Source organism: Comamonas testosteroni (assembly GCF_030505195.1).
Lineage (GTDB): Bacteria > Pseudomonadota > Gammaproteobacteria > Burkholderiales > Burkholderiaceae_C > Comamonas > Comamonas testosteroni_G.
In genome coordinates this window covers 2,474,243-2,498,057 of sequence record NZ_CP129672.1, presented here as the reverse complement: position 1 = coordinate 2,498,057, position 23,815 = coordinate 2,474,243, and the positions used below count along the sequence as shown (strand labels likewise).

Annotated in this window: 22 protein-coding genes; 7 read left to right on the top strand and 15 right to left on the bottom strand. The window is 63.1% G+C overall.

Annotated features, from left to right (window positions below; all coding sequences use genetic code 11):
- Window positions 1-127: 127 nt before the first annotated feature.
- Window positions 128-1,450 (bottom strand): solute carrier family 23 protein, encoded by a 1,323-nt coding sequence (locus tag QYQ99_RS11375; RefSeq protein WP_302092728.1) that lies wholly within the window; start codon window positions 1,448-1,450, stop codon window positions 128-130.
- 232 nt (window positions 1,451-1,682) lie between these two features.
- A complete protein-coding gene (locus QYQ99_RS11370; RefSeq protein ID WP_302092727.1) occupies window positions 1,683-3,602 on the bottom strand; it encodes a B12-binding domain-containing radical SAM protein in 1,920 nt (639 codons plus the stop codon).
- 173 nt (window positions 3,603-3,775) lie between these two features.
- Here QYQ99_RS11370 and QYQ99_RS11365 point away from each other — a divergent pair, with 173 nt between their 5' ends.
- Complete coding sequence (locus QYQ99_RS11365) at window positions 3,776-5,917, top strand: acetoacetate--CoA ligase (RefSeq protein WP_302092726.1); 2,142 nt, start codon at window positions 3,776-3,778, stop codon at window positions 5,915-5,917.
- 70 nt (window positions 5,918-5,987) lie between these two features.
- Here the strand turns inward: QYQ99_RS11365 and QYQ99_RS11360 are convergent, their stop codons facing one another.
- The gene (locus QYQ99_RS11360; RefSeq protein WP_302092725.1) at window positions 5,988-6,737 is read right to left on the bottom strand and encodes an enoyl-CoA hydratase/isomerase family protein; all 750 of its coding nucleotides are present in this window, start codon (window positions 6,735-6,737) and stop codon (window positions 5,988-5,990) included.
- A 149-nt stretch (window positions 6,738-6,886) separates the two neighbouring features.
- Here QYQ99_RS11360 and minC point away from each other — a divergent pair, with 149 nt between their 5' ends.
- Genes minC through minE form a run of 3 tightly spaced genes read left to right on the top strand, consistent with a single transcriptional unit; the run spans window position 6,887 to window position 8,764 of the window.
- Window positions 6,887-7,621, top strand: a complete 735-nt coding sequence (gene minC, locus QYQ99_RS11355; protein ID WP_302092724.1) for a septum site-determining protein MinC — start codon at window positions 6,887-6,889, stop codon at window positions 7,619-7,621.
- 58 nt (window positions 7,622-7,679) lie between these two features.
- Complete coding sequence (gene minD / locus QYQ99_RS11350) at window positions 7,680-8,492, top strand: septum site-determining protein MinD (protein ID WP_003069672.1); 813 nt, start codon at window positions 7,680-7,682, stop codon at window positions 8,490-8,492.
- Between the two features lie 5 nt (window positions 8,493-8,497).
- Window positions 8,498-8,764: a cell division topological specificity factor MinE gene (gene minE, locus QYQ99_RS11345; protein ID WP_302092723.1), complete on the top strand. Its 267-nt coding sequence runs from the start codon at window positions 8,498-8,500 to the stop codon at window positions 8,762-8,764.
- Window positions 8,765-8,884: 120 nt separating this feature from the next.
- Here the strand turns inward: minE and gorA are convergent, their stop codons facing one another.
- The 6 genes from gorA to QYQ99_RS11315 form a co-directional block, all read right to left on the bottom strand.
- Window positions 8,885-10,249: a glutathione-disulfide reductase gene (gene gorA, locus QYQ99_RS11340; protein ID WP_302092722.1), complete on the bottom strand. Its 1,365-nt coding sequence runs from the start codon at window positions 10,247-10,249 to the stop codon at window positions 8,885-8,887.
- Window positions 10,250-10,378: 129 nt separating this feature from the next.
- Entirely contained in the window at window positions 10,379-11,290 is a 912-nt protein-coding gene (locus QYQ99_RS11335) for a TauD/TfdA dioxygenase family protein (RefSeq protein ID WP_302092721.1), read from the bottom strand.
- Window positions 11,291-11,421: 131 nt separating this feature from the next.
- Window positions 11,422-11,946 (bottom strand): flavin reductase family protein, encoded by a 525-nt coding sequence (locus QYQ99_RS11330; RefSeq protein ID WP_114863663.1) that lies wholly within the window; start codon window positions 11,944-11,946, stop codon window positions 11,422-11,424.
- A 198-nt stretch (window positions 11,947-12,144) separates the two neighbouring features.
- A complete protein-coding gene (locus QYQ99_RS11325; RefSeq protein ID WP_302092720.1) occupies window positions 12,145-12,786 on the bottom strand; it encodes a 3'-5' exonuclease in 642 nt (213 codons plus the stop codon).
- 26 nt (window positions 12,787-12,812) lie between these two features.
- Complete coding sequence (hpaR, locus tag QYQ99_RS11320) at window positions 12,813-13,304, bottom strand: homoprotocatechuate degradation operon regulator HpaR (RefSeq protein WP_302092719.1); 492 nt, start codon at window positions 13,302-13,304, stop codon at window positions 12,813-12,815.
- A gap of 113 nt (window positions 13,305-13,417) precedes the next feature.
- A complete protein-coding gene (locus QYQ99_RS11315; protein ID WP_302092718.1) occupies window positions 13,418-14,794 on the bottom strand; it encodes a D-amino acid dehydrogenase in 1,377 nt (458 codons plus the stop codon).
- Window positions 14,795-14,836: 42 nt separating this feature from the next.
- On the opposite strand from QYQ99_RS11315, the gene QYQ99_RS11310 reads away from it, so the two are divergent.
- Complete coding sequence (locus tag QYQ99_RS11310) at window positions 14,837-15,748, top strand: LysR family transcriptional regulator ArgP (RefSeq protein ID WP_302092717.1); 912 nt, start codon at window positions 14,837-14,839, stop codon at window positions 15,746-15,748.
- A 165-nt stretch (window positions 15,749-15,913) separates the two neighbouring features.
- Here the strand turns inward: QYQ99_RS11310 and QYQ99_RS11305 are convergent, their stop codons facing one another.
- Genes QYQ99_RS11305 through QYQ99_RS11295 form a run of 3 tightly spaced genes read right to left on the bottom strand, consistent with a single transcriptional unit; the run spans window position 15,914 to window position 18,238 of the window.
- Window positions 15,914-16,336: a universal stress protein gene (locus QYQ99_RS11305; protein ID WP_302092716.1), complete on the bottom strand. Its 423-nt coding sequence runs from the start codon at window positions 16,334-16,336 to the stop codon at window positions 15,914-15,916.
- 29 nt (window positions 16,337-16,365) lie between these two features.
- Entirely contained in the window at window positions 16,366-17,244 is an 879-nt protein-coding gene (locus tag QYQ99_RS11300; protein ID WP_302092715.1) for a metallophosphoesterase, read from the bottom strand.
- A gap of 13 nt (window positions 17,245-17,257) precedes the next feature.
- Complete coding sequence (locus QYQ99_RS11295; RefSeq protein WP_302092714.1) at window positions 17,258-18,238, bottom strand: LysR family transcriptional regulator; 981 nt, start codon at window positions 18,236-18,238, stop codon at window positions 17,258-17,260.
- A gap of 135 nt (window positions 18,239-18,373) precedes the next feature.
- Here QYQ99_RS11295 and QYQ99_RS11290 point away from each other — a divergent pair, with 135 nt between their 5' ends.
- A complete protein-coding gene (locus QYQ99_RS11290) occupies window positions 18,374-18,802 on the top strand; it encodes a hypothetical protein (RefSeq protein WP_302092713.1) in 429 nt (142 codons plus the stop codon).
- 308 nt (window positions 18,803-19,110) lie between these two features.
- On the opposite strand, the gene QYQ99_RS11285 is transcribed toward QYQ99_RS11290, so the two are convergent.
- Together QYQ99_RS11285 and QYQ99_RS11280 are read right to left on the bottom strand one after the other, a co-directional pair.
- Window positions 19,111-20,967, bottom strand: a complete 1,857-nt coding sequence (locus QYQ99_RS11285) for a phosphoenolpyruvate carboxykinase (GTP) (RefSeq protein WP_302092712.1) — start codon at window positions 20,965-20,967, stop codon at window positions 19,111-19,113.
- 333 nt (window positions 20,968-21,300) lie between these two features.
- A complete protein-coding gene (locus QYQ99_RS11280) occupies window positions 21,301-21,438 on the bottom strand; it encodes a hypothetical protein (RefSeq protein ID WP_302092711.1) in 138 nt (45 codons plus the stop codon).
- Between the two features lie 306 nt (window positions 21,439-21,744).
- Here QYQ99_RS11280 and QYQ99_RS11275 point away from each other — a divergent pair, with 306 nt between their 5' ends.
- Complete coding sequence (locus QYQ99_RS11275) at window positions 21,745-22,515, top strand: slipin family protein (protein ID WP_302092710.1); 771 nt, start codon at window positions 21,745-21,747, stop codon at window positions 22,513-22,515.
- Window positions 22,516-22,536: 21 nt separating this feature from the next.
- On the opposite strand, the gene QYQ99_RS11270 is transcribed toward QYQ99_RS11275, so the two are convergent.
- A complete protein-coding gene (locus QYQ99_RS11270) occupies window positions 22,537-23,736 on the bottom strand; it encodes a threonine ammonia-lyase (RefSeq protein ID WP_302092709.1) in 1,200 nt (399 codons plus the stop codon).
- Window positions 23,737-23,815: the final 79 nt, after the last annotated feature.

Genomic DNA, 23,815 nt, shown 5'->3' with positions numbered 1-23,815 from the left:
AACCGCCCGGGTGGGGCGGCATATCTCCAGCGAGAAATGTTACCAGCGCGGAACATTAATACCGGAACTCCCGGCAAAGGCCCCGCGCTGCTGTCAGGGGAATGTGCCCCCGATTACATGTTGGCACTCACTTAGCCTGTACCTTGGTTTCAGATTTGCGCTCGCCCATGGTCAGCAGTGCGTACAGGATGATGGCGCCAAAGGTAGCGCAGCCGATGCCGCCCAGCGCGAATTCGCCGAACCGCAGCGTGAACTCTCCGGTACCCAGAATCAGGGTGATGGCAGCCACGATCAGATTCTTGGTGTCGGAAAAGTCCACCTTGTTGTCCACCCAGATCTTGGCGCCGGCAATGGCGATCAGACCGAACACCACGATGGAGACACCGCCCATGACGGGCAGGGGAATGGCCTGGATCAGCGCACCGAACTTGGGCGAGAAGCCCAGCAGCACGGCCAGCAGGGCCGCCACAAAGAACACGGCCGTGGAGTAGATGCGGGTCGCCGCCATCACGCCGATGTTTTCGGCATAGGTGGTCACGCCCGTGCCGCCGGCTGCGCCGGAGATCATGGTGGCCACGCCGTCACCGATGAAGGCCCGGCCCATGTACTGGTCCAGGTTCTTGCCCGTCATCGCCGTCACGGCCTTGATATGGCCCAGGTTTTCGGCCACCAGAATGATGACAACGGGCACGATCAGCAGCATGGCATTGCTGGTGAACACCGGCGCATGGAAGCTGGGAATGCCGAACCAGGCGGCACTGAGCACGCCGCTCAGATCCACGGGCTTGCCCCAGCCCAGGCCGTTGGTGAAGACGGCGTAGAGTACGCTGGCAATGATCAGGCCGATCAGGATCAGCAGGCGCTGCAGCATGCCGCGCGTGAACACGGCCACCAGCGCAACGGACACGAAGGTCAGCGCCTGCATCCAGGATTCGAAGTTGTTCGACGCCATGTTCTTGATGGGAATCGAGGCCAGGTTCAGGCCGATGATGGCCACCACGGCGCCCGTCACCACGGGCGGCATGAAGCGCTCGATCCAGGCCGTGCCCACCATCTGCACCAGCAGGCCGACCAGCATGTAGACAAAACCGCAGGCAATGATGCCGCCCAGCGCCACGCCGATATTGGCGTTGGCAGGGCCCTGGCTGGCCACATAGCCGGTGGCGATGTTGACCACGCCGATGAAGGCAAAGGAAGAGCCCAGATAGCTGGGCACCTTGCCGCCGGTGATGAGAAAGAAGATCAGCGTGCCGATGCCGCTCATCAACACCGCCAGATTGGGATCGAACCCCATGAGGATGGGGGCCAGCACGGTGGAGCCAAACATGGCGATCACGTGCTGGATACCCATCAAACCGGTCTGCGTCCAGGGCAGTCGCTCATCGGGGCCGATGACGCCACCGCCCTGCAAGACATCGGACGATCGCTCCGTCCATTGAAACATTCCCATCCCATCGCTCCTTGGAGATATCAAAAACGGAGCAGATTATGGCAAGCAGTGCTTGCCTGCTGGGGTCGTGCAAGCACTGGTAAACCGGGGACTGTGGTCTCTCGCACACGCGGGAAAACAGCTGTACAAGAGCAAACTATCAAATAGATAGCTTTCAGCGCAACACCATCAACAAATTGATAGATAAACAAACCCAAGGTTGTTTATCAGCATGCGCAAGCAGCTATCAAATTCATTGATTCTGCTGCAACGCGCGTGCGATGCGGTCGCGCTTGACCGTAGGCTTGGGCACCTTGAACGGGAACCACATGCGCACATCCTCCTCCAGCCCGATGCCGTGCATGAAGTTGTAGATGGCCTTCTTGAGCGCCGCGCCCAGGGCATCGTGATCGACGCCCGTGGGGTCGATGAAGGGGCGGTCGTTCTTGGCAAAGTTGCCCTCGGGCAGCGGCGGCAGCTCGATGCCGTATTCCTCGGGGTTGAGGCCCACGGGCGAATGCACGGTGCAGCTGAAGCGGTGAAAGAAGCCGCTTTGAATGCAGCCGTTGAGAAACAGCTGGCGCACATATTCGAGCGCGTCCACCGTGTCCTGCACGGTCTGCGTCGGAAAGCCGTACATCAGATAGGCATGGACCAGAATGCCGGCCTCCGAGAACGCCTTGGTCACGCGTGCCACCTGGTCCACGGTCACGCCTTTTTTCATCAGCGCCAGCAGCCGGTCGGATGCCACTTCCAGACCGCCGGAGATGGCGATGCAGCCGCTGTCGGCCATCAGCTCGGCCAGCTCGGGCGTGAAGGTCTTCTCAAAGCGCACATTGCCCCACCAGGAGATGCCGGCGTTGCGCGCAATCAGCTCCTGCGACAGCGCCTTGAGCGCCTTGGGCGGCGCGGCCTCATCGACAAAGTGAAAGCCGGTCTGGCCGGTCTCGGCGACGATGGCTTCGATGCGGTCGGCCAGCACGGCGGCGCTGGCGCCCTCGTAGCGGCCGATATAGTCCAGGCTCACGTCGCAGAAGCTGCACTTCTTCCAGTAGCAGCCATGGGCCACGGTGAGCTTGTTCCAGCGCCCGTCGCTCCACAGGCGGTGCATGGGGTTGAGCATGTCCAGCAGCGACAGGTATCGGTCCAGCGGCAGGCCGTCCCAGGTGGGCGTGCCGACCTCGGCAAACGCGATGTCGGACTCCATCATGTTCACGTACTGGACCTTGCCACCTTCGTCATCACTGCCGCGCACAAAAGTGCGCACCAGACGCGATCTGCCGCGCTCGCCGCGCAGATGCTCAAGCAGCGCCAGCAGCGGGCGCTCGCCCGCATCCAGCGTCACGAAGTCGAAGTAGTCGAACACGCGCGGCTCGGCCAGCTCGCGCAGCTCGGTGTTGACAAAGCCGCCGCCCAGCACGGTGGCGATCTGCGGGAAGCGCCGCTTGATGGTCTGGGCAATGCGAAACGCCGCATAGGCCGAGCCCGGAAAGGGCACGGACAGCAGCACCACCGTGGGCTGGTGGCGCTCCACGGCCTCCAGCGTCAGGCGCTCCAGCACCTCGTCCACCAGATTGGGCTCTGCCGCAAGGGCATTGGCCAGCGGATCGAAGCTGGGCTGGCTGCCGGCCAGCGACTCGGCATAGCGCACGAACTCGAAGCGCTCGTCCACGGCATCGCGCAGCACATCGGCCAGATCGTTGAGGTACAGCGTGGCCAGATGCTTGGCCTTGTCCTGCAGTCCTAAAGCGCCAAAGGCCCAGCCCAGCGGATCGCCGCCTTCCTCGTCCTCATACACATCGAGCGTGGCAAAGCGCGGGCCTTCGGGCAGAAAGTGGCGCCCCACGATGCGGTGGGCCAGCGTGGAATCTCGCCCCTGCAAAAACGCAATCGTGGGCGCAATCGTGGCCAGATAGCGCTCCTGCTGCGCGACAAAGGACTGCACGGCAGGCGTGTGCTTGCCGACCGGCAGGCTCTGGATGCGCTGGGCCACGGCGCGCAGGCCATCGGGCGAGAGCAGCTGCAGCACCAGGGCCAGTGCCAGGTCTTCCTGCATGGCGGTGATGCCACGCGAGCGCAGAAATCCGGTCAGATAGGCCGTGGAGGGGTAGGGAGTGTTGAGCTGCGTCATCGGCGGAATGACGGCCAGCACGCGGGTGGGCAAAGCGGACATGGGGTGCGGGTCGCCGGCATGCGCCGTTGACGGTGTAGACAGGCCCCGATTATCGGTTTGACCGCTGAGCTGTGCTGGTGTGCGCCCATACAGCCGACCTCGCTGCTGCGCAGGTGACAGGCCAAGGGGCCACCACCAATGACTTGCGCGGCCCGCGGCGCTAGGCTGGGGGCATGTCTTGCGCCCCCCAACACCCCGCCCCCTATATTCCCCAGATCCGGCTGTACCAGAACTGGCTGCGTGAGACACGCGGCCTGAGCTTCGCCGACTATGACGCACTGTGGCGCTGGTCGACCAGCGATCTCGATGCCTTCTGGCAAAGCATCTGGGATTACTTCGATCTGCAGTCGCCCACGCCGCACAGTGCCGTGCTGGCCAGCAACACCATGCCCGGCGCGCAGTGGTTTCCGGGCGCGCAGGTGAACTATGTGCAGCAGGTGCTGCGCCATGTCCAGCCGGCCCATGCCGCCGGCATGCCGGCCGTCATCAGCCGCAACGAACAAGGCCTGCAGCGCGAGCTGAGCTGGCCCGAGCTGCAGCGCCAGGTGGCGGCCCTGGCCCTGCATCTGCGCGCGCAGGGCGTCGCCAAGGGCGACCGCGTCGCGGCCTATCTGCCCAATATTCCCGAGGCCATCGTCGCCTTTCTGGCCTGCGCCAGCCTGGGCGCCATCTGGAGCCTCTGCGCGCCCGACATGGGCACCCATGCCGTGCTCGACCGCTTCCAGCAGATAGCGCCCAAGGCGCTGATCGCCGTGGACGGCGTGCACTACGCAGGCAAGGACATTGACCGCCGCGAGGTCCTGCAGGAGCTGCGCCAAGGCCTGCCCAGCGTGCAGCACGTGGTGCTGGTGCCCAATCTGAATACCTCGATAAAGATAGCTGACACCGCAGACTACACCAGCGTTACAGCGCGAAATGATGCTGATACCGCTGCCTTTGAGCCCGAGTGGCTGGCGTTCGACCATCCGCTGTGGATCGTCTACTCCAGCGGCACCACCGGCCTGCCCAAGCCCATCGTCCACGGCCATGGCGGCATGGTGCTGGTGGCACTGCAGCTCAAGGGTCTGCACAACGACATCGGCTGCAGCTACGAGCCCAACAGCTGGGGCGAGCGCTATCACTGGTACAGCTCCACGGGCTGGGTGATGTGGAATGCCCAGGTCTCGGGCCTGCTGGGCGGCACAACCTGCGTGATCTTTGACGGCAGCCCCGGCGGCAGCAAGGACAAGCCCGACTGGGGCACGCTGTGGCGCTTCGCAGCCGAGACCGGCGTGACCAGCTTTGGCTCGGGCGCGGCCTTCTACGCCAACTGCATGAAAGCCGGCATCGATCTGTCCGCCTGCGGCGATCTGTCACGCATACGCGGGCTGGGCAGCACGGGCTCGCCGCTGTCTGCCGAGGTGCAGCAGTGGGGCACGGATCAGTTCCGCAAGATCCGGCAGATGAGCGGCGCAGAGCCGTCCCAGGCCGGGAAGGCCCCTTTGGGGGAGCGCGGGGGCGACATCTGGTGGAACAACCTCTCGGGCGGCACCGACTTCGCGGGGGCCTTCATCGGCGGCAACCGCGATCTGCCGCTGGTGCCCGGCGTCATGCAGTGCCGCCAGCTGGGCGCGGCCGTCGAGGCCTGGAACGAAGAGGGCCAGCCTGTGATGGACGAGGTCGGCGAGCTGGTCTGCACCCAGCCCATTCCATCCATGCCGCTGTTCCTGTGGGGAGACACGGACGGGAAAAGATACCTGTCCAGCTATTTCGACATGTATCCCGCTGGTCATGGCCGCCAACCCGGCGGCGGCGACGGCCCGGCCGAGATGGGGCCTGTCTGGCGTCATGGCGACTGGATCAAGCTGCTCGGCGAGGGCGGCTGCATCATCTACGGCCGCAGCGACGCCACCATCAACCGCCATGGCCTGCGCATGGGCACCAGCGAGATCTACAGCGCCGTAGAAGCCCTGCCCGAGGTGCTGGACAGCATGGTGGTGGATCTGGAGTATCTGGGCAAGGACAGCTATATGCCGCTGTTTGTCGCCCTGCGTCCGGGCGTGGAGCTCGATGCGGCGCTGCGCGAGCGCATCAACAAGGCCATACGCTCGGCGCTGTCGCCCCGCTTTGTGCCCGACGATATCTTTGCCGTGGCCGAGATACCGCGCACGCTCAGCGGCAAGAAGCAGGAGCTGCCCATCAAGAAGCTGCTGCTGGGGCAGCCCCTGACCAAGGTGGTCAACAAGGACGCCATGGCCAACCCCGGCTGCCTGGACTGGTACGAGGGCTTCGCCAGGGAGTACCTGGCCAGGGCCGAAGCAGGCACGGTGTCCTGACGCGGCAGGCGCGGAGCAAGGGCCTGGCTGGCCCCTCCGCTTTGCAAAGGAATGCCGTCCCTTCTTGGGCTCAGTGCCCCTGAAAGCGGGCGGCTCTTTTTTCGCGCCAGGCCGCACCGCCCTCCTTCAGATCGGCCGACTCGATGGTGGCCTGCACGGCTGCATCGATGGCGGCCCTGTCATGCACGCCGCGGGCAATGGCGTTGAGGTGTTTCTTCATGCCCAGCAGCGCCAGCGGCGCCATGCCGGCCAACGTGGTCTGCAGCTGCACCACGCGCTCGCAGATATCGGTGCCGTCCACCAGATCGGTCAGAAAGCCGCAGTCCTTCATGGCCTGGGCCTGCAGCTTCTCGCAGCTCAGGAACAGGCGCTTGGCCGTATCCACGCCCAGGCGGGTCACATAGCGCTCCAGGCCCGAGCGGTAAAAATGCAGGCCCAGCCGTGCGGCAGGCATGAACATCTGGCTGTTGGCCCCGCCGACGCGGAAGTCGCAGGCCAGCGCCATATCGGTGGCGCCGCCAAACACACCGCCCTGAATGGCGGCAATGGTCACGGGGCGGCAGTTTTCGATGGCGTCCACCATCTCGCCGAAGGAGCTGCCCTCGTTCTGGCTGTTGGCAATCTCGCCAATGTCATAACCGCTGCAGAAATGCTTGCCTACCGCCTGCAGCGTCAGCACCAGCACCGCAGGGCTGGCGTTGACCTCATCGATCTGGCGACGCAGCACGCCGAGGTCCTCGGGCAGCAGTTTGTTGGCAACTTCGGGGCGGCGCAAGGTGATGCTGGCACAGGCGCCCTGGATCAAAAGCTCTGGAGACATGACTGTATTTTCATCCAGAGCTGCGCCGGTAGAGGCCTCTGAGGTGCATCAAGTGTTGCAGTGCAAACACTCGGTGACCTTATCTTTTGCCGGTTGACAGGTACACTTTGTCGTCCTCATAGAGCACCTGGTGTGCGCTGACCCCATCCATGTCTGTTGAACCGACCGGCGCCGAGCGCCCCAGCTTTGACCTCAAGAGCGCGCAACTGCCGGTGCTTTCCGTGGTGCTTCGCAGCACCGACATGCAGGCGCTGGCGCAGGATCTGGCCCGCCGTCTTGCCGACGACCCGGACTTCTTCGACAACGACCCCGTGCTGATCGACCTCAGCCAGGTACGCGAAGCAGACGAAGAAATCGACTTTCCGGCCCTGATCGAGGCCCTGCGCAACCACCGCACAGTGCCGGTTGCCGTGCGCAGCGGCAGCGAGGCCCAGATGCAAGCAGCCAAGGCCCTGGGTCTGAGTGCAGCCCCCGATGCCATGCCGACGCGCCGCGCCGAGCCGCAAATCCACGAAATCATTCGCGAAGTGGAGGTCGAGGTGCCTGCGCCTCTGGCCGATGCCGTCATCGTGGATCGGCCGCTGCGCTCGGGCCAGCGCGTCTATGCCAAAGGCACCGACATTGTGGTTCTGGACATGGTCAGCTATGGCGCAGAAGTCATTGCAGACGGCAACGTCCATGTCTATGCGCCTCTGCGCGGCCGCGCCGTGGCCGGGGCCAGCGGCAATACCAGCGCAAGAATTTTTAGCACTTGCATGGAGGCGCAACTGCTTTCCATTGCAGGTATCTACCGCACAATTGAAACCGATCTCCCCAAAGAAGTCGCCGGCAAAGCAGCCAAGGTGCGCCTGGAGGGAGAAAGCATCGTTATCGAGCCGGTATGAGAGACACACCGGACACCCTATCAACCTGCCCCATTTGTCTTAAAGGAATCGTGCAAACATGGCCAAAATCGTCGTCGTGACCTCTGGCAAAGGCGGTGTCGGCAAGACCACCACCAGCGCCAGCTTCGCATCCGGCCTCGCTCTGCGCGGCCACAAGACCGCAGTGATTGACTTCGATGTGGGTCTGCGCAATCTCGATCTGATCATGGGCTGCGAACGCCGCGTGGTCTATGACCTCATCAATGTCATCCAGGGCGAAGCCAATCTGAACCAGGCCCTGATCAAGGACAAGCAGTGCGAAAACCTGTTCGTGCTGGCCGCCTCGCAGACCCGAGACAAGGAAGCCCTGACGCAGGAAGGCGTGAAGAAGGTGCTGGACGATCTGTCCGCCATGGACTTCGAGTTCATCATCTGCGACTCGCCCGCCGGCATTGAAAGCGGCGCGCTGATGGCCATGCACTATGCCGAAGAGGCCCTGGTGGTGACCAACCCCGAAGTCTCGTCAGTGCGTGACTCCGACCGTATTTTGGGCATGCTCAGCTCCAAGACGGAGCGTGCGGTCAAGGGCGAACGCATCAAGGAGCATCTGCTGATCACGCGCTACAACCCCAATCGCGTGGAAGACGGCCAGATGCTGTCGCTGGAGGACATCCAGGACATTCTGCGCATCGAGCTGATCGGCGTGATCCCCGAATCCGAAACCGTGCTCCAGGCCTCCAACCAGGGCATTCCTGCCGTGCACATGCAGGGTACGGACGTGGCCGAGGCCTATCAGGACGTGGTGGCACGCTTCCTGGGTGAAGAAAAACCCATGCGCTTTACCGAAGCCGTCAAGCCCGGCTTCTTCAAACGCATGTTTGGCGGGAGGTAAGCCTTATGTCCATGTTGTCGTTTCTGCTCGGAGAGAAGAAGAAGTCCGCTTCGGTCGCCAAGGAGCGTCTGCAGATCATTCTCGCGCGCGAGCGCGTGGGCGGCGAAAGCGGCAAGCCCGACTATCTTCCGGCCCTGCAAAAAGAGCTGATGGCCGTGATTTCCAAGTATGTGGACATCAACCCCAGCGACATCAAGGTCCAGCTGGAGCGCCAGGAAAACCTTGAGGTTCTGGAAGTCAAGATCGAGCTGCCGGACGCCGCACGCGGCTGAAGTCGACTCACTCTTTCAAGCGTATGGCGCTTGATGCATAAGAAATGGGCCTGAAAAGGCCCATTTTTCATTGCGGTGCCGCACTGCGCGCCCCGCAGTGCGAACGCGCGGGGTCGTTTCTCATTCGCGCACCGGCTCCCGCATGGTCACCAGCTCCTCGGCCACGGTCGGGTGTATGCCTATGGTCGAATCGAACTGCTGCTTGGTCGCGCCGCATTGCAGCGCCACGGCAAAGCCCTGCATCAGCTCGCCCGCGCCCTCGCCCACCATATGCACGCCGCGCACGCGCTGGTCGGCCTTGGAGACGATGAGCTTGAGGAAGACATTCTCGGGCTCGGCCCCCATGCGGTTGGTCAGCGGCCTGAAGCCGGACTGGAAAACCTGCACAGCGCCGAAGCGCTCGCGCGCCAGCTCCTCTGACAGGCCCACGGTGCCCACCTGCGGATGGGAAAACACTGCCGTCGGCACCAGCTCGTAGTCGGGAGCGCTCTTGCCGCCCTGGCCGAACAGATGATGGGCGAGCACTGTCCCCTCAGCCAGCGCCACGGGGGTCAGGGCCATGCGATCGACCACATCGCCCACGGCATGGATGGAGGGCACGCTGCTGCAGAAATGCGGGTCCACCTCGATGGCGCCCTTGTCGTTGACCTTGACCCCCGCAGCCTCCAGCCCCAGGCCTTCGATCAGGGGCACACGACCCGTGGCATACATCACGCAGTCCACGACCAGCTGCTCGCCGCTCTTGAGCTGCAGGTGCAGGCCGTCCGCCTGCTTGTCGATGGCCTGAATTTCATCCTCCCAACGGAAGTTCACCCCCAGCTGGGCCATCTCCTGGCCCAGATGCAGACCCAGGTCTGCATCAAAGCCGCGTAGCAGCTGCTGGCGGCGGTGCAGCAGGGTCGTCTCGGCACCCAGCCCGTTGAAGATGGAGGCGAACTCGACTGCGATATAGCCTCCGCCCACGACCACCACCCGCCCGGGAAGATGCCGCAGATGGAAGGCCTCGTCAGAGCTGATGGCATGCTCCACACCTGGAATATCGGGCAGGCTGGGCGTTCCGCCCGTTGCAATCAGGATATGGCGGGCATGGATGGTCTGGCCGTTCACCAGCACGCTATGCGGCCCCGAGAGCGCCGCTCGGCCGTGGATAAGGGTAATGCCTGCGCCGGCCAGCATGCGGCCGTAGACACCGTTCAGGCGCTCGATTTCGCGGTCCTTGTTGGCAATCAGCGTGGGCCAGTCGAAGCGCGGCTGCTCCAGCTGCCAGCCAAAGCCCCGGGCCTCCTCGGCCAGCTGGCTGAAGTGCGCGGCATGGCTGAGCAGCTTCTTGGGGATGCAGCCCACGTTGACGCAGGTACCGCCCAATTGGGCCGCTTCCACTACAGCCACGCGGGCCCCCAGACCGGCTGCCACACGGCTGGCGCGCACGCCGCCCGAGCCAGCGCCGATGACCAGAAAGTCGTAATCAAAGTCTTGTTGCTGCATGTTCTGTCTCGCTGTTTGGGAGGTTCAAAGCAGATGCTTGCTGCTTTGAACTCTACAAGACAAGACTGACGCAGGTGGTTTAACGCAGCGTTAAACCACCTGCACGACCCAGTTTGATTGGCGGGCGGCTCAGAACGGCTTGTCGCCCACGACCGTGGCGCGGTGCATGCGGCGCACGGCCGGGAAATAGTCCTGAATCGCGTAATGCTGGGTGGAGCGGTTGTCCCACATCGCGATGGTGTTGGGCTCCCAGTGCAGGCGCATCTGGTATTCCAGAATCGCGGGCTGGCGCAGCAGATAGTTCATCAGATCCTGTTGCTGGGCATGAATTTCGTTGGCCGAGCGGAAGCTGGCAAAGTTCGAGCTGAAGTTGGCAAAGTGCGTGACGAAGGTCTCGTTGACGTAGAGAATCTTCTTGCCGCTTTCGGGGTGGGTACGCACCACCGGGTGCACCACGGGCGGGTACTTGCCGCGTGCCTGAGCCTGCTGCGCGGGCGTCATGCGCGCACCGAACGAGGGCAGGATGTCATGCACGGCATACAGGCCGGCGATCTGCTGCTTGCGCATCTCGGGCAGCTGCTCGTAGGCCTGCTCCATATTGATCCAGACCGTGTCGCCGCCGACCTCGGGGCATTCCACGCAGCGCAGCACCGAGGCCATGGAGGGTGTCTCGCGCCAGGAAACATCGGTGTGATAGACGTTCTCGGTGCCCGGGATCTTGCTGTTGCCGCCCAGCAGCACCAGCTCGGCATGGTCGGGGTGATGGGGAAATACCGGATGCAGCTCCAGCTCGCCGAAGCGGCGCGCAAATGCCACCTGCTGGGCAGGCGTGATGTTCTGCCCGCGAAACACCAGCACCTTGTGCGCCACCAGTGCCTGACGCAGCTCGCGCGCCTGCTCCTCGCTCATGGGCTGGCGCAGGTCTATGCCCGAGACCTCCACGCCTATGGCGGGGGAGATGCGCCTGAGCTCGATTCCCGTGCTGCTTGCCGCGGCCACCTTGAGCTGGGTGTGGGCCGGCCTGTCTTCGCAATCAATCATGATGTGTCTCCAAAGCGTTGCAACCACTGTCCTGCGGCCTGACGCAGCAGGCCTGGGGGCAATCTAGGGCGGGCCTTGGAGATCGGTATCGTTCAAGCCGACTAGGTAGGGTTCCCAGTCGGCAGCCGGCACTACCTGACGAAGCCGTGGGCGTGCATATGGCCCGAGTGGTAGAGCAGCGGTGCGCGGTCGGTATGGTGCTCGCAGCGATCCACCTCGCCAATGAAGAGCAGATGATCGCCCTCCTCATGCTGGCGCAGATTGCGGCATTCGAAGACGGCGCTGCAGCCCTCCAGCAGCGGCACGCCATGCTCGGAGTCATGATGCGGCGTATGGCTGAAACGGTCCGCACCCTTGCGCGCAAACAGCTCGGCCAGCGGCTTTTGCGAAGCCGCCAGCACATGAATCGCGTAATGCGTGCTGTGGCGGAACACAGGCAGTGAGTTGGCCTTCAGCCCCAGGCTCCAGAGCACCAGCGAGGGCGCCAGCGACAATGCGTTGAAGGAGCTGACCGTGGAGCCCACCGCATGCCCCTCTGCACTGCGCGCCGTGATGATGGTCACGCCGGTGGCAAATTGCCCCAGCGCATCGCGAAATTCGCGCTGCGAGAAAGGCAAGGCCGAACGCAAGACGGAGGTAGGCAAGGCGGAGTTCACGAAATTCAGAGCTCAAGTCGGCGACCACAACGGTGCGCCACGGTTCAAGATCAGCAGATCCAAAGAAGCATCTGCAAGACTTGATCAATTATCAACTTGAACCTTGCCGGTCACAATCCGTAAGGGCTTAAGGCCAGAATCATCAATTTTGATAGCTTCTAACGCAGGATTGCAAAGACCTGCAGGCCAAAATCTTCATCAAATCTGGGTCTGGGCTGCCGGCAGCCCCTGACCGGCCTGCTGCGCCAGCCAGCCGCCGACCTTGGCCTTGCTGCAGCGTTGCAGCTGCATCAGCAACCCATGCTCGGGCCAGGGCAGGGCATGGCGCTCGCACAGGTCCTGCTGCATGCGGGCCAGCAGGGCCGCCGCCATCTCGGCATCGGCCAGCGCCCGGTGGGCACGCCCCGTGGAAGGCAGGTGCAGATAGCGCGCCAGATTGCCCAGGCTGTGGCTGGGCGCCTGGGGATAGATGCGGCGCGACAGCAGCACGGTGCAGGCAAACAGCTGGGGGGCGGCTTCGCCTGCCAGCGCCAGCTCGGCCTGCCAGAACTTGCTGTCGAACGATGCGTTGTGGGCCACCATGGGCGCAGCGCCCACAAAGCGGGCCGCATCGCGCATCACCTCGGCAGCGGGCGGCGCCGTGCGCAGCATGGCATTGGTGATGCCGGTGAGTTCGGTGATGAAGGGCGAGACCCAGGCCCCGGTCTGCATCAGGCTCTGGAAACGGTCCACCACACGGCCCTGCTCCAGCAGCACGATGGCCACCTCGGTGGCCCTGGCACCCTGGGCGGGCGTCATGCCCGTGGTTTCAAAGTCGATGACGGCAATCGCAGCACTCATCACTGCATTGTGCCGTGGCCGGCGCCTCAGTCCTGGCCCAGCTCGTCTTCTCCGGGCAGACCCAGGCTTAGCACCACATGCTCGAGTATGCGAAACAGCTGCTCGCTCTCGGCGCTGCCCAGCTGCGCCTCGATCTCGGTATAGATGGTCTCGAAGTGCGGCACGATCTGCGCCACCATCTCCTGGCCGGCGGGCGTGAGGGCGAACTCGGAGCCCCGCAGGTCGGCCACATGGCGGCCGCGCTTGATGAGCAAACGCCCCTCCAGCGTCTTGAGCAGGCGCGAGAGGCTGGGCATGCTGATGAAGGTCAGCTGCGACAGCTCCATGGGACGCAGGCGCCTGTCGGCCACCCACATGATGCGCAGCACGCGCCACTGCTGCTCGGTCAGTCCGTGCGCACGCAGCGAGGGACGAAAGCGCACCATGACCGCCTCGCGGGCCTTGAGCAAAGCCATGGGCAATGAACGCGCAAAGGAACGTGAGGTGTCAAGGGCAGGAGTGATGTCGTGCTGGGTCATGGCATGAACGAGTTGCTGTCGTGATTGTATGTAAGAGCCCCACGCAGCGATACCGTCAATCCGGGCAAAAGAGTCAGCCAGCCCGTACTCGTCCTGCAGTCCTATGCCCTGTCTCAGGCCGACGCAATCCGCGCGCCGCGCACCATCTCGTCGGCGCGCTCGCCCCAGAACCTGAAGTCCAGCGCCGGGCGCTCGCCGCTCATCAGCGCCGCCATGGCCTTGCCCGAGCCTGCACCATGCGTCCAGCCCAGGGTGCCATGCCCGGCATTGACCCAGATACCTCTTGCCTGCGTGGCCCCGATGCAGGGAATATTGCTGGGCGTGGCCGGCCGCAGACCGCACCAGAACTGCGGATCGCCGCCCTGCTCGGGCAGGCGCGTGTCGCAGACGCCGGGCATCAGCTCCTCCACGCGCCTGAGCAGCATCTCGCAACGCGCCCTGGCCGTGGGCGTGTTCAGACTCAGATCGAAGCCACCCAGCTCTATGGTGCCGGCCACACGCAGGCGGTTGCCCAAGCGGCTCATGGCGACCTTGCGGCTGTCGTCGATGGTGGAGACCATGGGGGCTTTTTCAGGCTGCAGCAGCGCCAAGGTGGCGCTGTAGCCCTTGCCCGGATAGATGGGGACCTTCACGCCCAGAGGCCCCAGCAGCAGCGGCGTGTATGAGCCGCAGGCGACCACCACGGCATCCGCGCTCAGCATGCGTGGGGCACCATCGCTGCCGCCGCGAATCTGCACCTGGGCAGGCTTGCCCCGGCGCGCCGGCTGCAGGCTCAGGATGTCGTGGCCGTAGAGGAACTGCACACCGGCCTGGGCACAGAGATCGGCCAGCTTTTCGGTGAACAGACGCGCATCACCGGACTCATCGGTGGCGGTGAACGTGCCACCCGCAATCTGCGCCGCATAGGGCGTGAATGCGGGCTCGATGGCAAGCAGCTCGTCGCGGCTGACCAGACGGCGCTGCACACCGTATTGCCGCATCAGCTCCACGCCTTCGGCGGCCTCGGCAAACGCCTGCCGGTTGCTGTAGAAATGGGCAATGCCGCGCTCCAGCCGCTCGAACTCGATACCGGTCTTCTGGACCATGTCCTTGAGCGCCACATGGCTGTAGGCACCCAGCGCCACGATCTGCTGCACATTGCGCGCAAAGGCGCGGTCATTGCACTGGGCCAGGAACTGCAGGCACCAGCGCCATTGCGCGCTGTCGAGCCGGGGCCGCAGCAGCAGTGGAGCCTCTTTGTCGAACATCCATTTCAGCGCCTTCCAGGGCGCCTGGCGATTGGCCCAGGGCTCGCAGTAGCTGACCGATATCTGGCCGCCATTGGCATAGCTGGTCTCCAGGGCCGGACCGCTTTGGCGGTCCACCACGGTGACTTGGTGACCGCGCTCGCGTAGATGCCAGGCGGTGCTGATGCCGATGATGCCGGCGCCCAGGACGATGATGTTCATGCAGCCAGTGTCTGCACTCTTGCGGGCAAACAAAAGCAGCATTAAATTTTCAGCAGTTTCATAAGAAATGCTAATCAAATTGCCATGAGCTCCTGGGACCCTGTTGCGTTGGAATGCCTGGCCGCTATCGTGGAAGAAGGCGGCTTCGAGCGCGCGGCGCAAAAGCTGCACATCACCCAGTCGGCCGTGTCCCAGCGCCTGCGTGCGCTGGAGGCTCAGGTGGGTTCGGTGCTGGTGGAGCGCACGCGCCCCGTCAAGCCCACCAGCGCCGGGCGGCTGCTGCTCAAGCATGCCAAACAGCTACGCCTGCTGCGCGCCGATCTCGCGCATGAGCTGCAGGAGCTGGCACCGCAGACCGGGCAGAGTCTGGCCGGAGAAATCGTCTCCATCGCCATCAATGCCGACAGCATTGCCACCTGGGCCATGACGGCTCTGGACGAGCTGGTGAAGAGCGGCCTGCCGCTGGAGGTGGTGGTCGACGACCAGGACTTCACGCAGGAGCTGCTGCGTTCGGGCCAGGTCATGGGCTGCGTCACCACGCTGAGTCAGGCCATGCGCGGCTGCGTCGTGCAGCCCCTGGGCGCCATGCGTTATGTGGCCGTGGCCTCTAGCGAGTTTGCGCAGCAAAGACTGCCGCAGGGGCTGACGCGCAAGAACTTCAACCAGCTGCCCTATCTGTCCTTCAACCGCAAGGACGATATGCAGGCCGAGTTCGTGGCGCGTTGCCTGGGTCTGCGCACTGTGTCGCTGCAGCATCAGATTCTGCTGCCCAGCTGCGAGGCGCAGGTGCGCGCCGTGCGTGCCGGCTGGGGCGTGGGCGTGCTGCCGCAGCTGCTGGTTCAGCCCGCGCTGGATGCCGGTGAGCTGATCGACGTGGCAGCAGGCCATGTGCTGTCCATCGCGCTGTTCTGGCATTGCTGGAATCTGGAGTCACGCGTGCTGGCCCGTCTCAGCCAGGCCTTGCTTGGCAAGGCCCGGCAACTGCTGCAAGCATGATGGATGCAGCCAAGAAAAAAGGCCGTGCTTTGCAGCGCGGCCTTGAGAGCTTGATGTCAAACGGAGGTACTTTGGTTTTTGTAGCTGTGGACGTTCATCCATCCTTGATTTGAAACTGATTTATGCTTGATATGTATGCATACCAAGCGTAAGCAGCTATGAAAATCAGCGAATCAACAGCACGGGGATGGTGCAGCCCGCCAGCACCTGCGAGCTGACCGAGCCCATGACCAGACGGCCCAGCGCACCGTGGCCGTGCGTGCCCATGGCGATCAGGTCGAACTTGCCGTCCTGGGCAGCATGGATGATGGTGTCGGCAATGGGGCCGACCTTGGCGATGCTCTGCGCCTCGACGCCACGCCCCTTCAGGAACTCCAGCACGGGCTGCAGTATCTTGGTGGATTCTTCGTCGTAGTACTGCTCAACCACTTCCTTGCCCAGCGCAGCGCGTGCACGAGGCGGCAGCAGCGGCTGCACGGTGATGATGGTGTACTCGTGGCCCGTGCCCAGCATTTCCTGATGCGAGGTCAGATAGGCCAGCATTTTCTGGGTGTAGGCACTTCCGTCCACAGCGAGCAAGATCTTCATACCAATTTCTCCTTGTTGATGTCCCAAGCCTAAGGGCAGGGGACAGTCAGCATCTTGACTTGGCTCAAGTCAATTGTCGATGCCGGCAGAAAGTCATCTTGCTCTCCCTTGCGGGCATAACCAAGAGGATTGGCCACCACACGGCATTGCCATTCGCTGCCGTCGTCGCGCTGGCCGCGCGCGATGTAGTCGCTGGCGCAATGCAGATGGCCGTGCAGCCAGAGCTGGGCATAAGGCAGAAAGTCGTCCATCACATTGCAGAAACCGGCCGTGCCGGGCACCAGGCCGTAGCGCGGATCGGCACTGCGCAGGCTGGGCGCAAAGTGGGTCACGGCCACCGTTGGCCCGTCAAAAGGCTGCTGCAGCGCGGCGCGCAGCCAGTCCTGGCACAGCAGGCTTTCCTCGCGCATGGGCGCGGCCAGAAACGGCTCGCCCTGGCGACTGCCGCCGGTCTTTTGCAGATAGAAATTGGCGGCGCGAAAGGCCTTCTCGCGCAGCTTGTGCAAGCGCGTGGCATCGCTCACGCCTTCATGCATGGCCATGGCGTCGAAGTCGCTCCACAGCGTGGTGCCGATAAAACGCACCCCGTCCATGACCACGGTTTCACGGTCGAGCCAGATCAGGCCCAGCCTGTCGCACACACGCCGCAGGCGCAGCCGTGCCTCATCGAAGTCCTGCATGTCGTATTCGTGATTGCCGGGCACGAACAGCACGGGCGCGGGCCAGTGAGCGTATTGCGGCAGTGGCGAGAAACGCTCCAGCCCGAAGTTCTCGCCGTCGACCTGGGTGCTGCTCTGATAGGAGCCGATATCGCCGGCCAGCACCAGCACATCGGCGCCCGCGGCAGGCTGGGCCACGAATTGGGGGTGGACTTCGAGGTGCAGGTCGGACAGCAGCTGGATCTTCATGTGGCTAGTTTAGTCAACCATGCTGAGTGACCTGGGCCGAACCGTTGGCAAAGGTGATCTCGGCCGAACGCGTCAGCGTTTTGAGCAGCCAGTCATAGGCCTGCGGATGCGGGCCGCGCCGACGCCACAGTGCATCCACATGCACGGGCGTGACATCGAACGGCAGATCGCGCAGCTCCAGATGCTCGCTCATGCCGGTCACTGGCAAAAAATGGCGCGGCAAGATGGTCAGCAGATCGGAGTTGATCACCACGCGCGCCGCAGTGAAGAACTGGTTGACGGTGAGCACCACTTCGCGCGAACGCCCCAGCGAGGCCAGGGCCTCGTCGATGAAGCCGAAGGAGCGGCCCGAGAAACTGACCAGCATATGGCGTGCCGCGCAGTAGTTGTCCAGCGTCAGCGGAACATGCGCCAGCGGATGGCCTTTGCGCATCACGCACAGGTACTCGCCCTCATACAGACGACGGCTGTCAAACGCCACCAGACCGCCAGCCTGGGCACGCGCCGTCAGATCGGCCAGTACGGCAGGGAAATAACCCACGGCCATATCGGCCTCGCCATCGTCGAGCAAGGGCCTTGGATCGCGCGTGGTCAGCGGCAGCAGGCGTATGCCCAGGCCCGGTGCCTCGCGCGCCAGAATCGGGTACAGCGGTGGAATCAGCGTGGCAGCCGTGGCATCGGCCATGGCGATCACGAAAGTCGTGGCGGCCGTCTCGGGATCGAACTCGTCGGGCGCGAGTGCGCCTTCCAGATGCTGCAGGGCCTCGCGTATCACCGGCCACAGGGCCTGGGCGCGCGGCGTGGGCTCCACGCCCTGTCCCTGGCGCACCAGCAGCTCGTCGCCCAGGACCTCGCGCAGCCGGCGCATGGCATTGCTGACCGCCGGCTGGGTGATGCTGAGCTTGTGCGCTGCGCGCGTGAGGCTGCGCTCGGACATGACCTCATCGAAGACGCGCAGCAAATTGAGATCCAGAGAACGAAAGTTCAAAGACATGGCATCACCCAATACATCACTGCTGTGAATGCTACAGATTCAAAATATAAATTTGAACACACCTAGGGTAATCCCTATAGTTACACCTATTCCCCGGGCAATTCGCCAAAAGCGTGGGTCAAAGGGTTAACTGCCATGAGCAACTTCATTTACAACTCCTACTGTGTCGAGCACCCTGGTGTGGTGCGTATCTATCAAGCCAGCGATGAACGCATGGCCGCCATTGCCGCCGAACACGAGGCGCAATCCCAGTCCAGGTCGTACTGGATGGTGCTGGCCGTGGTGCTGGCAGCCCTGGCCGCCGGCGTCTTCCAGGCGACCGAGACCTGGAGCGACGGTCATATGATGGCCGCCTGGATGGTTCTGTGGGCCATGGCTTTCGCCAGCATCGCCCTGTTCTCCCAGCCCGTGCGCCGCGCCATCAATCTGGTGCGCACCGGCTACCGCGCCTGGGTCAAGAGCCGCCAGCAAGCTGCTGCCGATGAACGCGTCTGGAACGCTGCGCTGCAAGATGCCCGCCTGATGGCCGATCTGGCCCGTGCCATGGATCGCCAGAGCCGCTGAGCGCCCGGACCGCTTCCCGAAAAAGCCGCTGCCCACAAGGCCGCGGCTTTTTGCATGAGGGAATAGATTTTTAAGTCAAACAAGCCTCTATCCCAGATTCAGAAAGCGCTTACCGCTACCAAAATAAAAGTAAACAAAAAGCCCTGCTGAAAAAATCAGCAGGGCTTTTTAATGTGCACAGTCTCAGTCAGGGACACCGCGCAAGGGCCGCCCCGCCGCGCTGGCGTCGTCCCCCTCCCATAGCGCCAAGCGCCTAGAGAGAGGGGCGCCCGGCCAGGGGGAAGCCGGGCAGCGGCTCAGGGGGAGAATCAAGCGCTCAAGCGCTTTTCCAGCTCAGCCTTGGTATCCAGCATGGCCTTGGGCAGGTTGTAAGCCAGCTTGTCGAAATGCTCGCCGTGCAGCTTCATTTCCTCGGCCCAGGCAGCCTTGTCGATATTGGTCACGCTGTCGAACTGGGCAGCGTTGAAGTCCAGGCCGCTCCAGTTGATTTCAGCGTACTGGGGCGCAATACCAAAGGCGGTTTCCTGACCTTGGGCCTGGCCTTCCAGACGGTCAATCATCCACTTCAGCACGCGCATGTTCTCACCGTAGCCGGGCCAGACGAACTTGCCTTCGGCATTCTTGCGGAACCAGTTGGTGGTGAAGATCTTGGGCAGGGTTGCGCCCTGGCCTTCGATCTTGGCGCCCAGATCCAGCCAGTGCTGGAAATAGTCGCTCATGTTGTAGCCGGCAAAAGGCAGCATGGCAAAGGGGTCGCGACGCACCACGCCTTGCGCGCCAAAGGCGGCGGCCGTGGTTTCAGAGCCCATGGTCGCTGCCATGTACACGCCTTCGGTCCAGTCGCGTGCTTCGGTCACCAAAGGCACGGTGGTGGAGCGGCGGCCGCCGAAGATGATGGCATCGATCTTCACGCCGGCTGGATCGTCCCAGGCTTCGTCCAGCGCGGGGTTGTTGGTGGCAGCCACGGTGAAGCGGGCATTGGGGTGAGCGGCCTTGGCACCGGTTTCCTTGGCGATCTGGGGCGTCCAGTCCTTGCCTTGCCAGTCGATCAGGTGATCGGGCAGCTTGCCCTGATCCTTTTCCAGGCCTTCCCACCACACGTCGCCGTCATCGGTCAGGGCCACATTGGTGAAGATCACGTTCTTGTCCAGGCTCAACATGCAGTTCGGGTTGGTCAGCATATTGGTGCCGGGAGCCACGCCGAAGTAACCGGCTTCGGGGTTGATGGCGCGCAGCGAGCCGTCGGCCTGGGGCTTGATCCAGGCGATGTCGTCGCCGATGGTCGTGACCTTCCAGCCGTCGAAGGCCTTGGGCGGCACCAGCATGGAGAAATTGGTCTTGCCGCAGGCCGAGGGGAAGGCCGCAGCCACGTGGTACTTCTTGCCTTCGGGGTTGGTGACGCCCAGGATCAGCATGTGCTCGGCCAGCCAGCCCTGGTCGCGGCCCATGGTCGAGGCGATACGCAGTGCAAAGCACTTCTTGCCCAGCAGAGCGTTGCCGCCGTAGCCCGAGCCGTAAGACCAGATCTCGCGGGTTTCGGGATAGTGGACGATGTACTTGGTCTTGCTGCAAGGCCAGGTGGTCTCGTCCTTCTGTCCTGCAGCCAGAGGTGCGCCGATGGTGTGCACGCAGGGCACGAACTCGCCGCTGGTGCCGATCACGTCATACACGGCCTTGCCCATGCGGGTCATGATCTTCATGTTGACCGCCACATAGGGGCTGTCGGAGAGTTCGATGCCCACGTGGGCGATGGGCGAACCCAGCGGGCCCATGGAGAAGGGCACCACGTACATGGTGCGGCCAGCCATGCAGCCGTCGAACAGCGGGTTCAGCGTGGCGCGCATTTCGGCAGGGTCCATCCAGTTGTTGGTGGGGCCTGCGTCTTCCTTCTTGGCGGAGCAGATATAGGTGCGGTCTTCCACGCGGGCCACGTCCGAAGGATCGGTCCAGGCCAGGAATGAGCCGGGGCGCTTGGCCAGGGGCTTGAAGGTGCCGGCATCCACCAGCTGCTGGCACAGCGCGTCATATTCGGCTTGCGAGCCGTCGCACCAGTGGATCTGGGCGGGCTTGCACAGCGCAGCCATTTCGGCAACCCAGGCGATGAGCTTGGGGTTCTTGACGTAGTCGGGAGCCTGGATGTTCAGGCTTTGCACAGCGGCGTTCATGGGGAAGTCCTTCAATTAAAAAACCAATTTTTCAAAGAAGCATCCTCTGCAGTCCGTACCGGCTGCGTCTTTGAAAAAAGGCTTTTGAAGGTGTCTCGCTTGCTTTCCCTAGCGCTTGTTGGCGCCTGAAATCCGTCTGAAATAGTCAAAACAACCTTGTTTTGAATAACAGCGGGAGATCGATTTTAGGTAGGAGCCTTGAATTTGTCAGCAAATCACCGGCAATATCTATGCATTCTATGCATCAGAATATGCATTTTACATTCATTCATAACCTGCACAGACGTAAAAAAACCCCGCGTCGCGGGGTTGGGCTCGAGAAGGTTGGAATGCCTAGGCCATGTTCACGGCGATAAAGGCCAGCAGGAACATCATCACGGCGCCAGCGGCGGGAATGATGATGGGAATGTAGGGCACAACGGCTTCGGCCGCGTCATGTGCCTCGTGGTTCACTGCGGAATCATCTGACATGTGATCAATGCTCCTCCTGAAAGCAGGCGGTGAAACAAGCAAGCTCTGCCGCCATTCTAGGCACAGCCCTGGCGACATGGCTCAGGGAAAGCCATAGCAGCTCTTGGCGCTCAGACCCGCCTCCGATGCGCCGCCAATGGCGAACAGCACTTCCTCGATGTCGACCATGCGCAGACAGGTTCTGCACTCGGCAGTGCAACAGCATATGCTGGGCTTGCGGACGAGCCGGCGCCGATTGCGAAATCGATGCGCACTGTTCCGCGTCAGATCGCAGCGCCGAAGTTCCTCGCTGAAAGGATGGCTTCTATGGTTAGCGCTTCTTTCTTGTTCTGGCTGATCCTGGTGATCCTGTTGATTGGCCTGGGGACAGCGTCGATCCGGATTTTTCGCGAGTATGAGCGCGGCGTGGTCTTCACGCTGGGGCGCTTCTGGCAGGTCAAGGGGCCGGGACTGATCTTCATCATTCCCGCCATTCAGCAGGTGGTACGGGTGGATCTGCGCACCGTGGTCCTGGAGGTCCCAGCGCAGGATGTGATCTCGCGCGACAACGTCTCGGTCAAGGTCAATGCCGTGATCTATCTGCGCGTGGTGGATGCGGAAAAGGCGGTGATCCAGGTGGTCAACTATCTGGAGGCCACCAGTCAGCTCGCACAAACCATGCTGCGCTCCGTACTGGGCAAGCATCAGCTCGACGAAATGCTGGCAGAGCGCGAATCGCTGAACCTGGACATCCAGCAGGCGCTGGATGCGCAAACCGACACCTGGGGCATCAAGGTCTCGAACGTGGAGATCAAGCAGGTCGATCTGACCGAATCCATGATCCGGGCGATCGCGCGCCAGGCCGAGGCCGAGCGCGAACGCCGCGCCAAGGTGATTCATGCCGAGGGTGAATTGCAGGCCTCTGAAAAACTGTTCCAGGCGGCCAAGGTGCTGGCGCAGGAGCCTCAGGCCATCTTGCTGCGCTATCTGGAGACGCTGACCGTGATCGGCGCAGACAAGAACACGACCGTGGTATTTCCCTTGCCCATGGATCTGGTGACGCCGCTCATGAAGAAAGCAGCATCCTTGCCGGCCTGAACCCCGCCGCCGGCCCCGCTTTCACACCAGGGCGGCCTCCATGCCTGCGGCGCGCAGTGCCTGCAGCACCTGCTCCACATGAGGCCGGTTGCGGGTCTGCAGCACAAATTCGATTTCGACGTTCTGTGCGGCCAGCATGGTGAAGGCACGCTGATGGTGCACTTCCTCGATATTGGCACCGGCACCGGCCACGGTGGCGGTGATCTGGGCCAGCACGCCGGGCACGTCGCGCGCGCTGACACGGATGCGCGCCAGACGACCGGAGCGCACCATGCCGCGCTCGATGATGGCGGCCAGCAACAGCGGATCGATATTGCCGCCCGACAGCACCAGCCCCACCTTCTTGCCCTTGAATCGCTCAGGATTGCGCAGCAGCGCCGCCAGGCCTGCCGCACCCGCGCCTTCGACCAGCGTCTTCTCGATCTCCAGCAGCATGAGCACGGCCTGCTCGATATCCCCTTCGTCCACCAGCAGCAAGTCATCCACGCAGCGCTGCACCACCTCCTGGGTGATGACGCCGGGCTGGGTCACGGCAATGCCCTCGGCAATCGTCGATGTGCCCATGGGCAGCTCGGTGTGGCGCAGCGCGTTGACCATGGAAGGAAAGCGCTGAGTCTGCACGCCCACGATTTCGATCTCGGGCTTGATGGCCTTGGCCGCCGTGGCAATGCCCGCAATCAGGCCTCCGCCGCCAATGGCAACGACCAGCACATCCAGATCGGGCTGGGCCTGCAAAATCTCCAGCGCCAGTGTGCCCTGGCCGGCGGCGATCGCCTCGTCGTCATAGGGATGGACAAAGGTCAGCTGCTGCTCGTGCGCCAGCTGATAGGCATGGGCACGCGCCTCGGCCAGGGTATCGCCATGCAGCACCACCTCGGCGCCGAAGCCGCGCGTGCGCTCCACCTTCACGCCGGGCGTGAAACGCGGCATGACGATGACGGCACGCAGGCCCAGACGTTGCGCGTGATAGGCCACGCCCTGGGCGTGGTTGCCCGCACTCATGGCGACCACGCCGCGCGCGCGCTCGGCATCGCTGAGCATGAGCAGCTTGTTGAGCGCGCCACGCTCCTTGAAGGATGCAGTGAACTGCAGGTTCTCGAACTTGAGATAGACCTGTGCCCCCGTGATCTGCGAGAGCGTGCGTGATTCCACAAAAGGGGTTTGAAGGACGGCGCCATTCAGGCGCGCAGCGGCGGCTTGGATATCTGCAAAGGTCAGCATGGTGGATCCATTTTGCAAGCAGCCCATCACCCCGCGCCAGTGCCGGGTTTGCAGATCAGCGGCTTCTGAACCACTCGCT

Coding starts and splice junctions, on each gene's coding strand:
- QYQ99_RS11375 (WP_302092728.1), bottom strand. CDS start 1,450: ATGGGAATGTTTCAATGGACGGAGCGATCGTCCGATGTCTTGCAGGGC.
- QYQ99_RS11370 (WP_302092727.1), bottom strand. CDS start 3,602: ATGTCCGCTTTGCCCACCCGCGTGCTGGCCGTCATTCCGCCGATGACG.
- QYQ99_RS11365 (WP_302092726.1), top strand. CDS start 3,776: ATGTCTTGCGCCCCCCAACACCCCGCCCCCTATATTCCCCAGATCCGG.
- QYQ99_RS11360 (WP_302092725.1), bottom strand. CDS start 6,737: ATGTCTCCAGAGCTTTTGATCCAGGGCGCCTGTGCCAGCATCACCTTG.
- minC (WP_302092724.1), top strand. CDS start 6,887: ATGTCTGTTGAACCGACCGGCGCCGAGCGCCCCAGCTTTGACCTCAAG.
- minD (WP_003069672.1), top strand. CDS start 7,680: ATGGCCAAAATCGTCGTCGTGACCTCTGGCAAAGGCGGTGTCGGCAAG.
- minE (WP_302092723.1), top strand. CDS start 8,498: ATGTCCATGTTGTCGTTTCTGCTCGGAGAGAAGAAGAAGTCCGCTTCG.
- gorA (WP_302092722.1), bottom strand. CDS start 10,249: ATGCAGCAACAAGACTTTGATTACGACTTTCTGGTCATCGGCGCTGGC.
- QYQ99_RS11335 (WP_302092721.1), bottom strand. CDS start 11,290: ATGATTGATTGCGAAGACAGGCCGGCCCACACCCAGCTCAAGGTGGCC.
- QYQ99_RS11325 (WP_302092720.1), bottom strand. CDS start 12,786: ATGAGTGCTGCGATTGCCGTCATCGACTTTGAAACCACGGGCATGACG.
- hpaR (WP_302092719.1), bottom strand. CDS start 13,304: ATGACCCAGCACGACATCACTCCTGCCCTTGACACCTCACGTTCCTTT.
- QYQ99_RS11315 (WP_302092718.1), bottom strand. CDS start 14,794: ATGCTGCTTTTGTTTGCCCGCAAGAGTGCAGACACTGGCTGCATGAAC.
- QYQ99_RS11310 (WP_302092717.1), top strand. CDS start 14,837: ATGAGCTCCTGGGACCCTGTTGCGTTGGAATGCCTGGCCGCTATCGTG.
- QYQ99_RS11305 (WP_302092716.1), bottom strand. CDS start 16,336: ATGAAGATCTTGCTCGCTGTGGACGGAAGTGCCTACACCCAGAAAATG.
- QYQ99_RS11300 (WP_302092715.1), bottom strand. CDS start 17,244: ATGAAGATCCAGCTGCTGTCCGACCTGCACCTCGAAGTCCACCCCCAA.
- QYQ99_RS11295 (WP_302092714.1), bottom strand. CDS start 18,238: ATGTCTTTGAACTTTCGTTCTCTGGATCTCAATTTGCTGCGCGTCTTC.
- QYQ99_RS11290 (WP_302092713.1), top strand. CDS start 18,374: ATGAGCAACTTCATTTACAACTCCTACTGTGTCGAGCACCCTGGTGTG.
- QYQ99_RS11285 (WP_302092712.1), bottom strand. CDS start 20,967: ATGAACGCCGCTGTGCAAAGCCTGAACATCCAGGCTCCCGACTACGTC.
- QYQ99_RS11280 (WP_302092711.1), bottom strand. CDS start 21,438: ATGTCAGATGATTCCGCAGTGAACCACGAGGCACATGACGCGGCCGAA.
- QYQ99_RS11275 (WP_302092710.1), top strand. CDS start 21,745: ATGGTTAGCGCTTCTTTCTTGTTCTGGCTGATCCTGGTGATCCTGTTG.
- QYQ99_RS11270 (WP_302092709.1), bottom strand. CDS start 23,736: ATGCTGACCTTTGCAGATATCCAAGCCGCCGCTGCGCGCCTGAATGGC.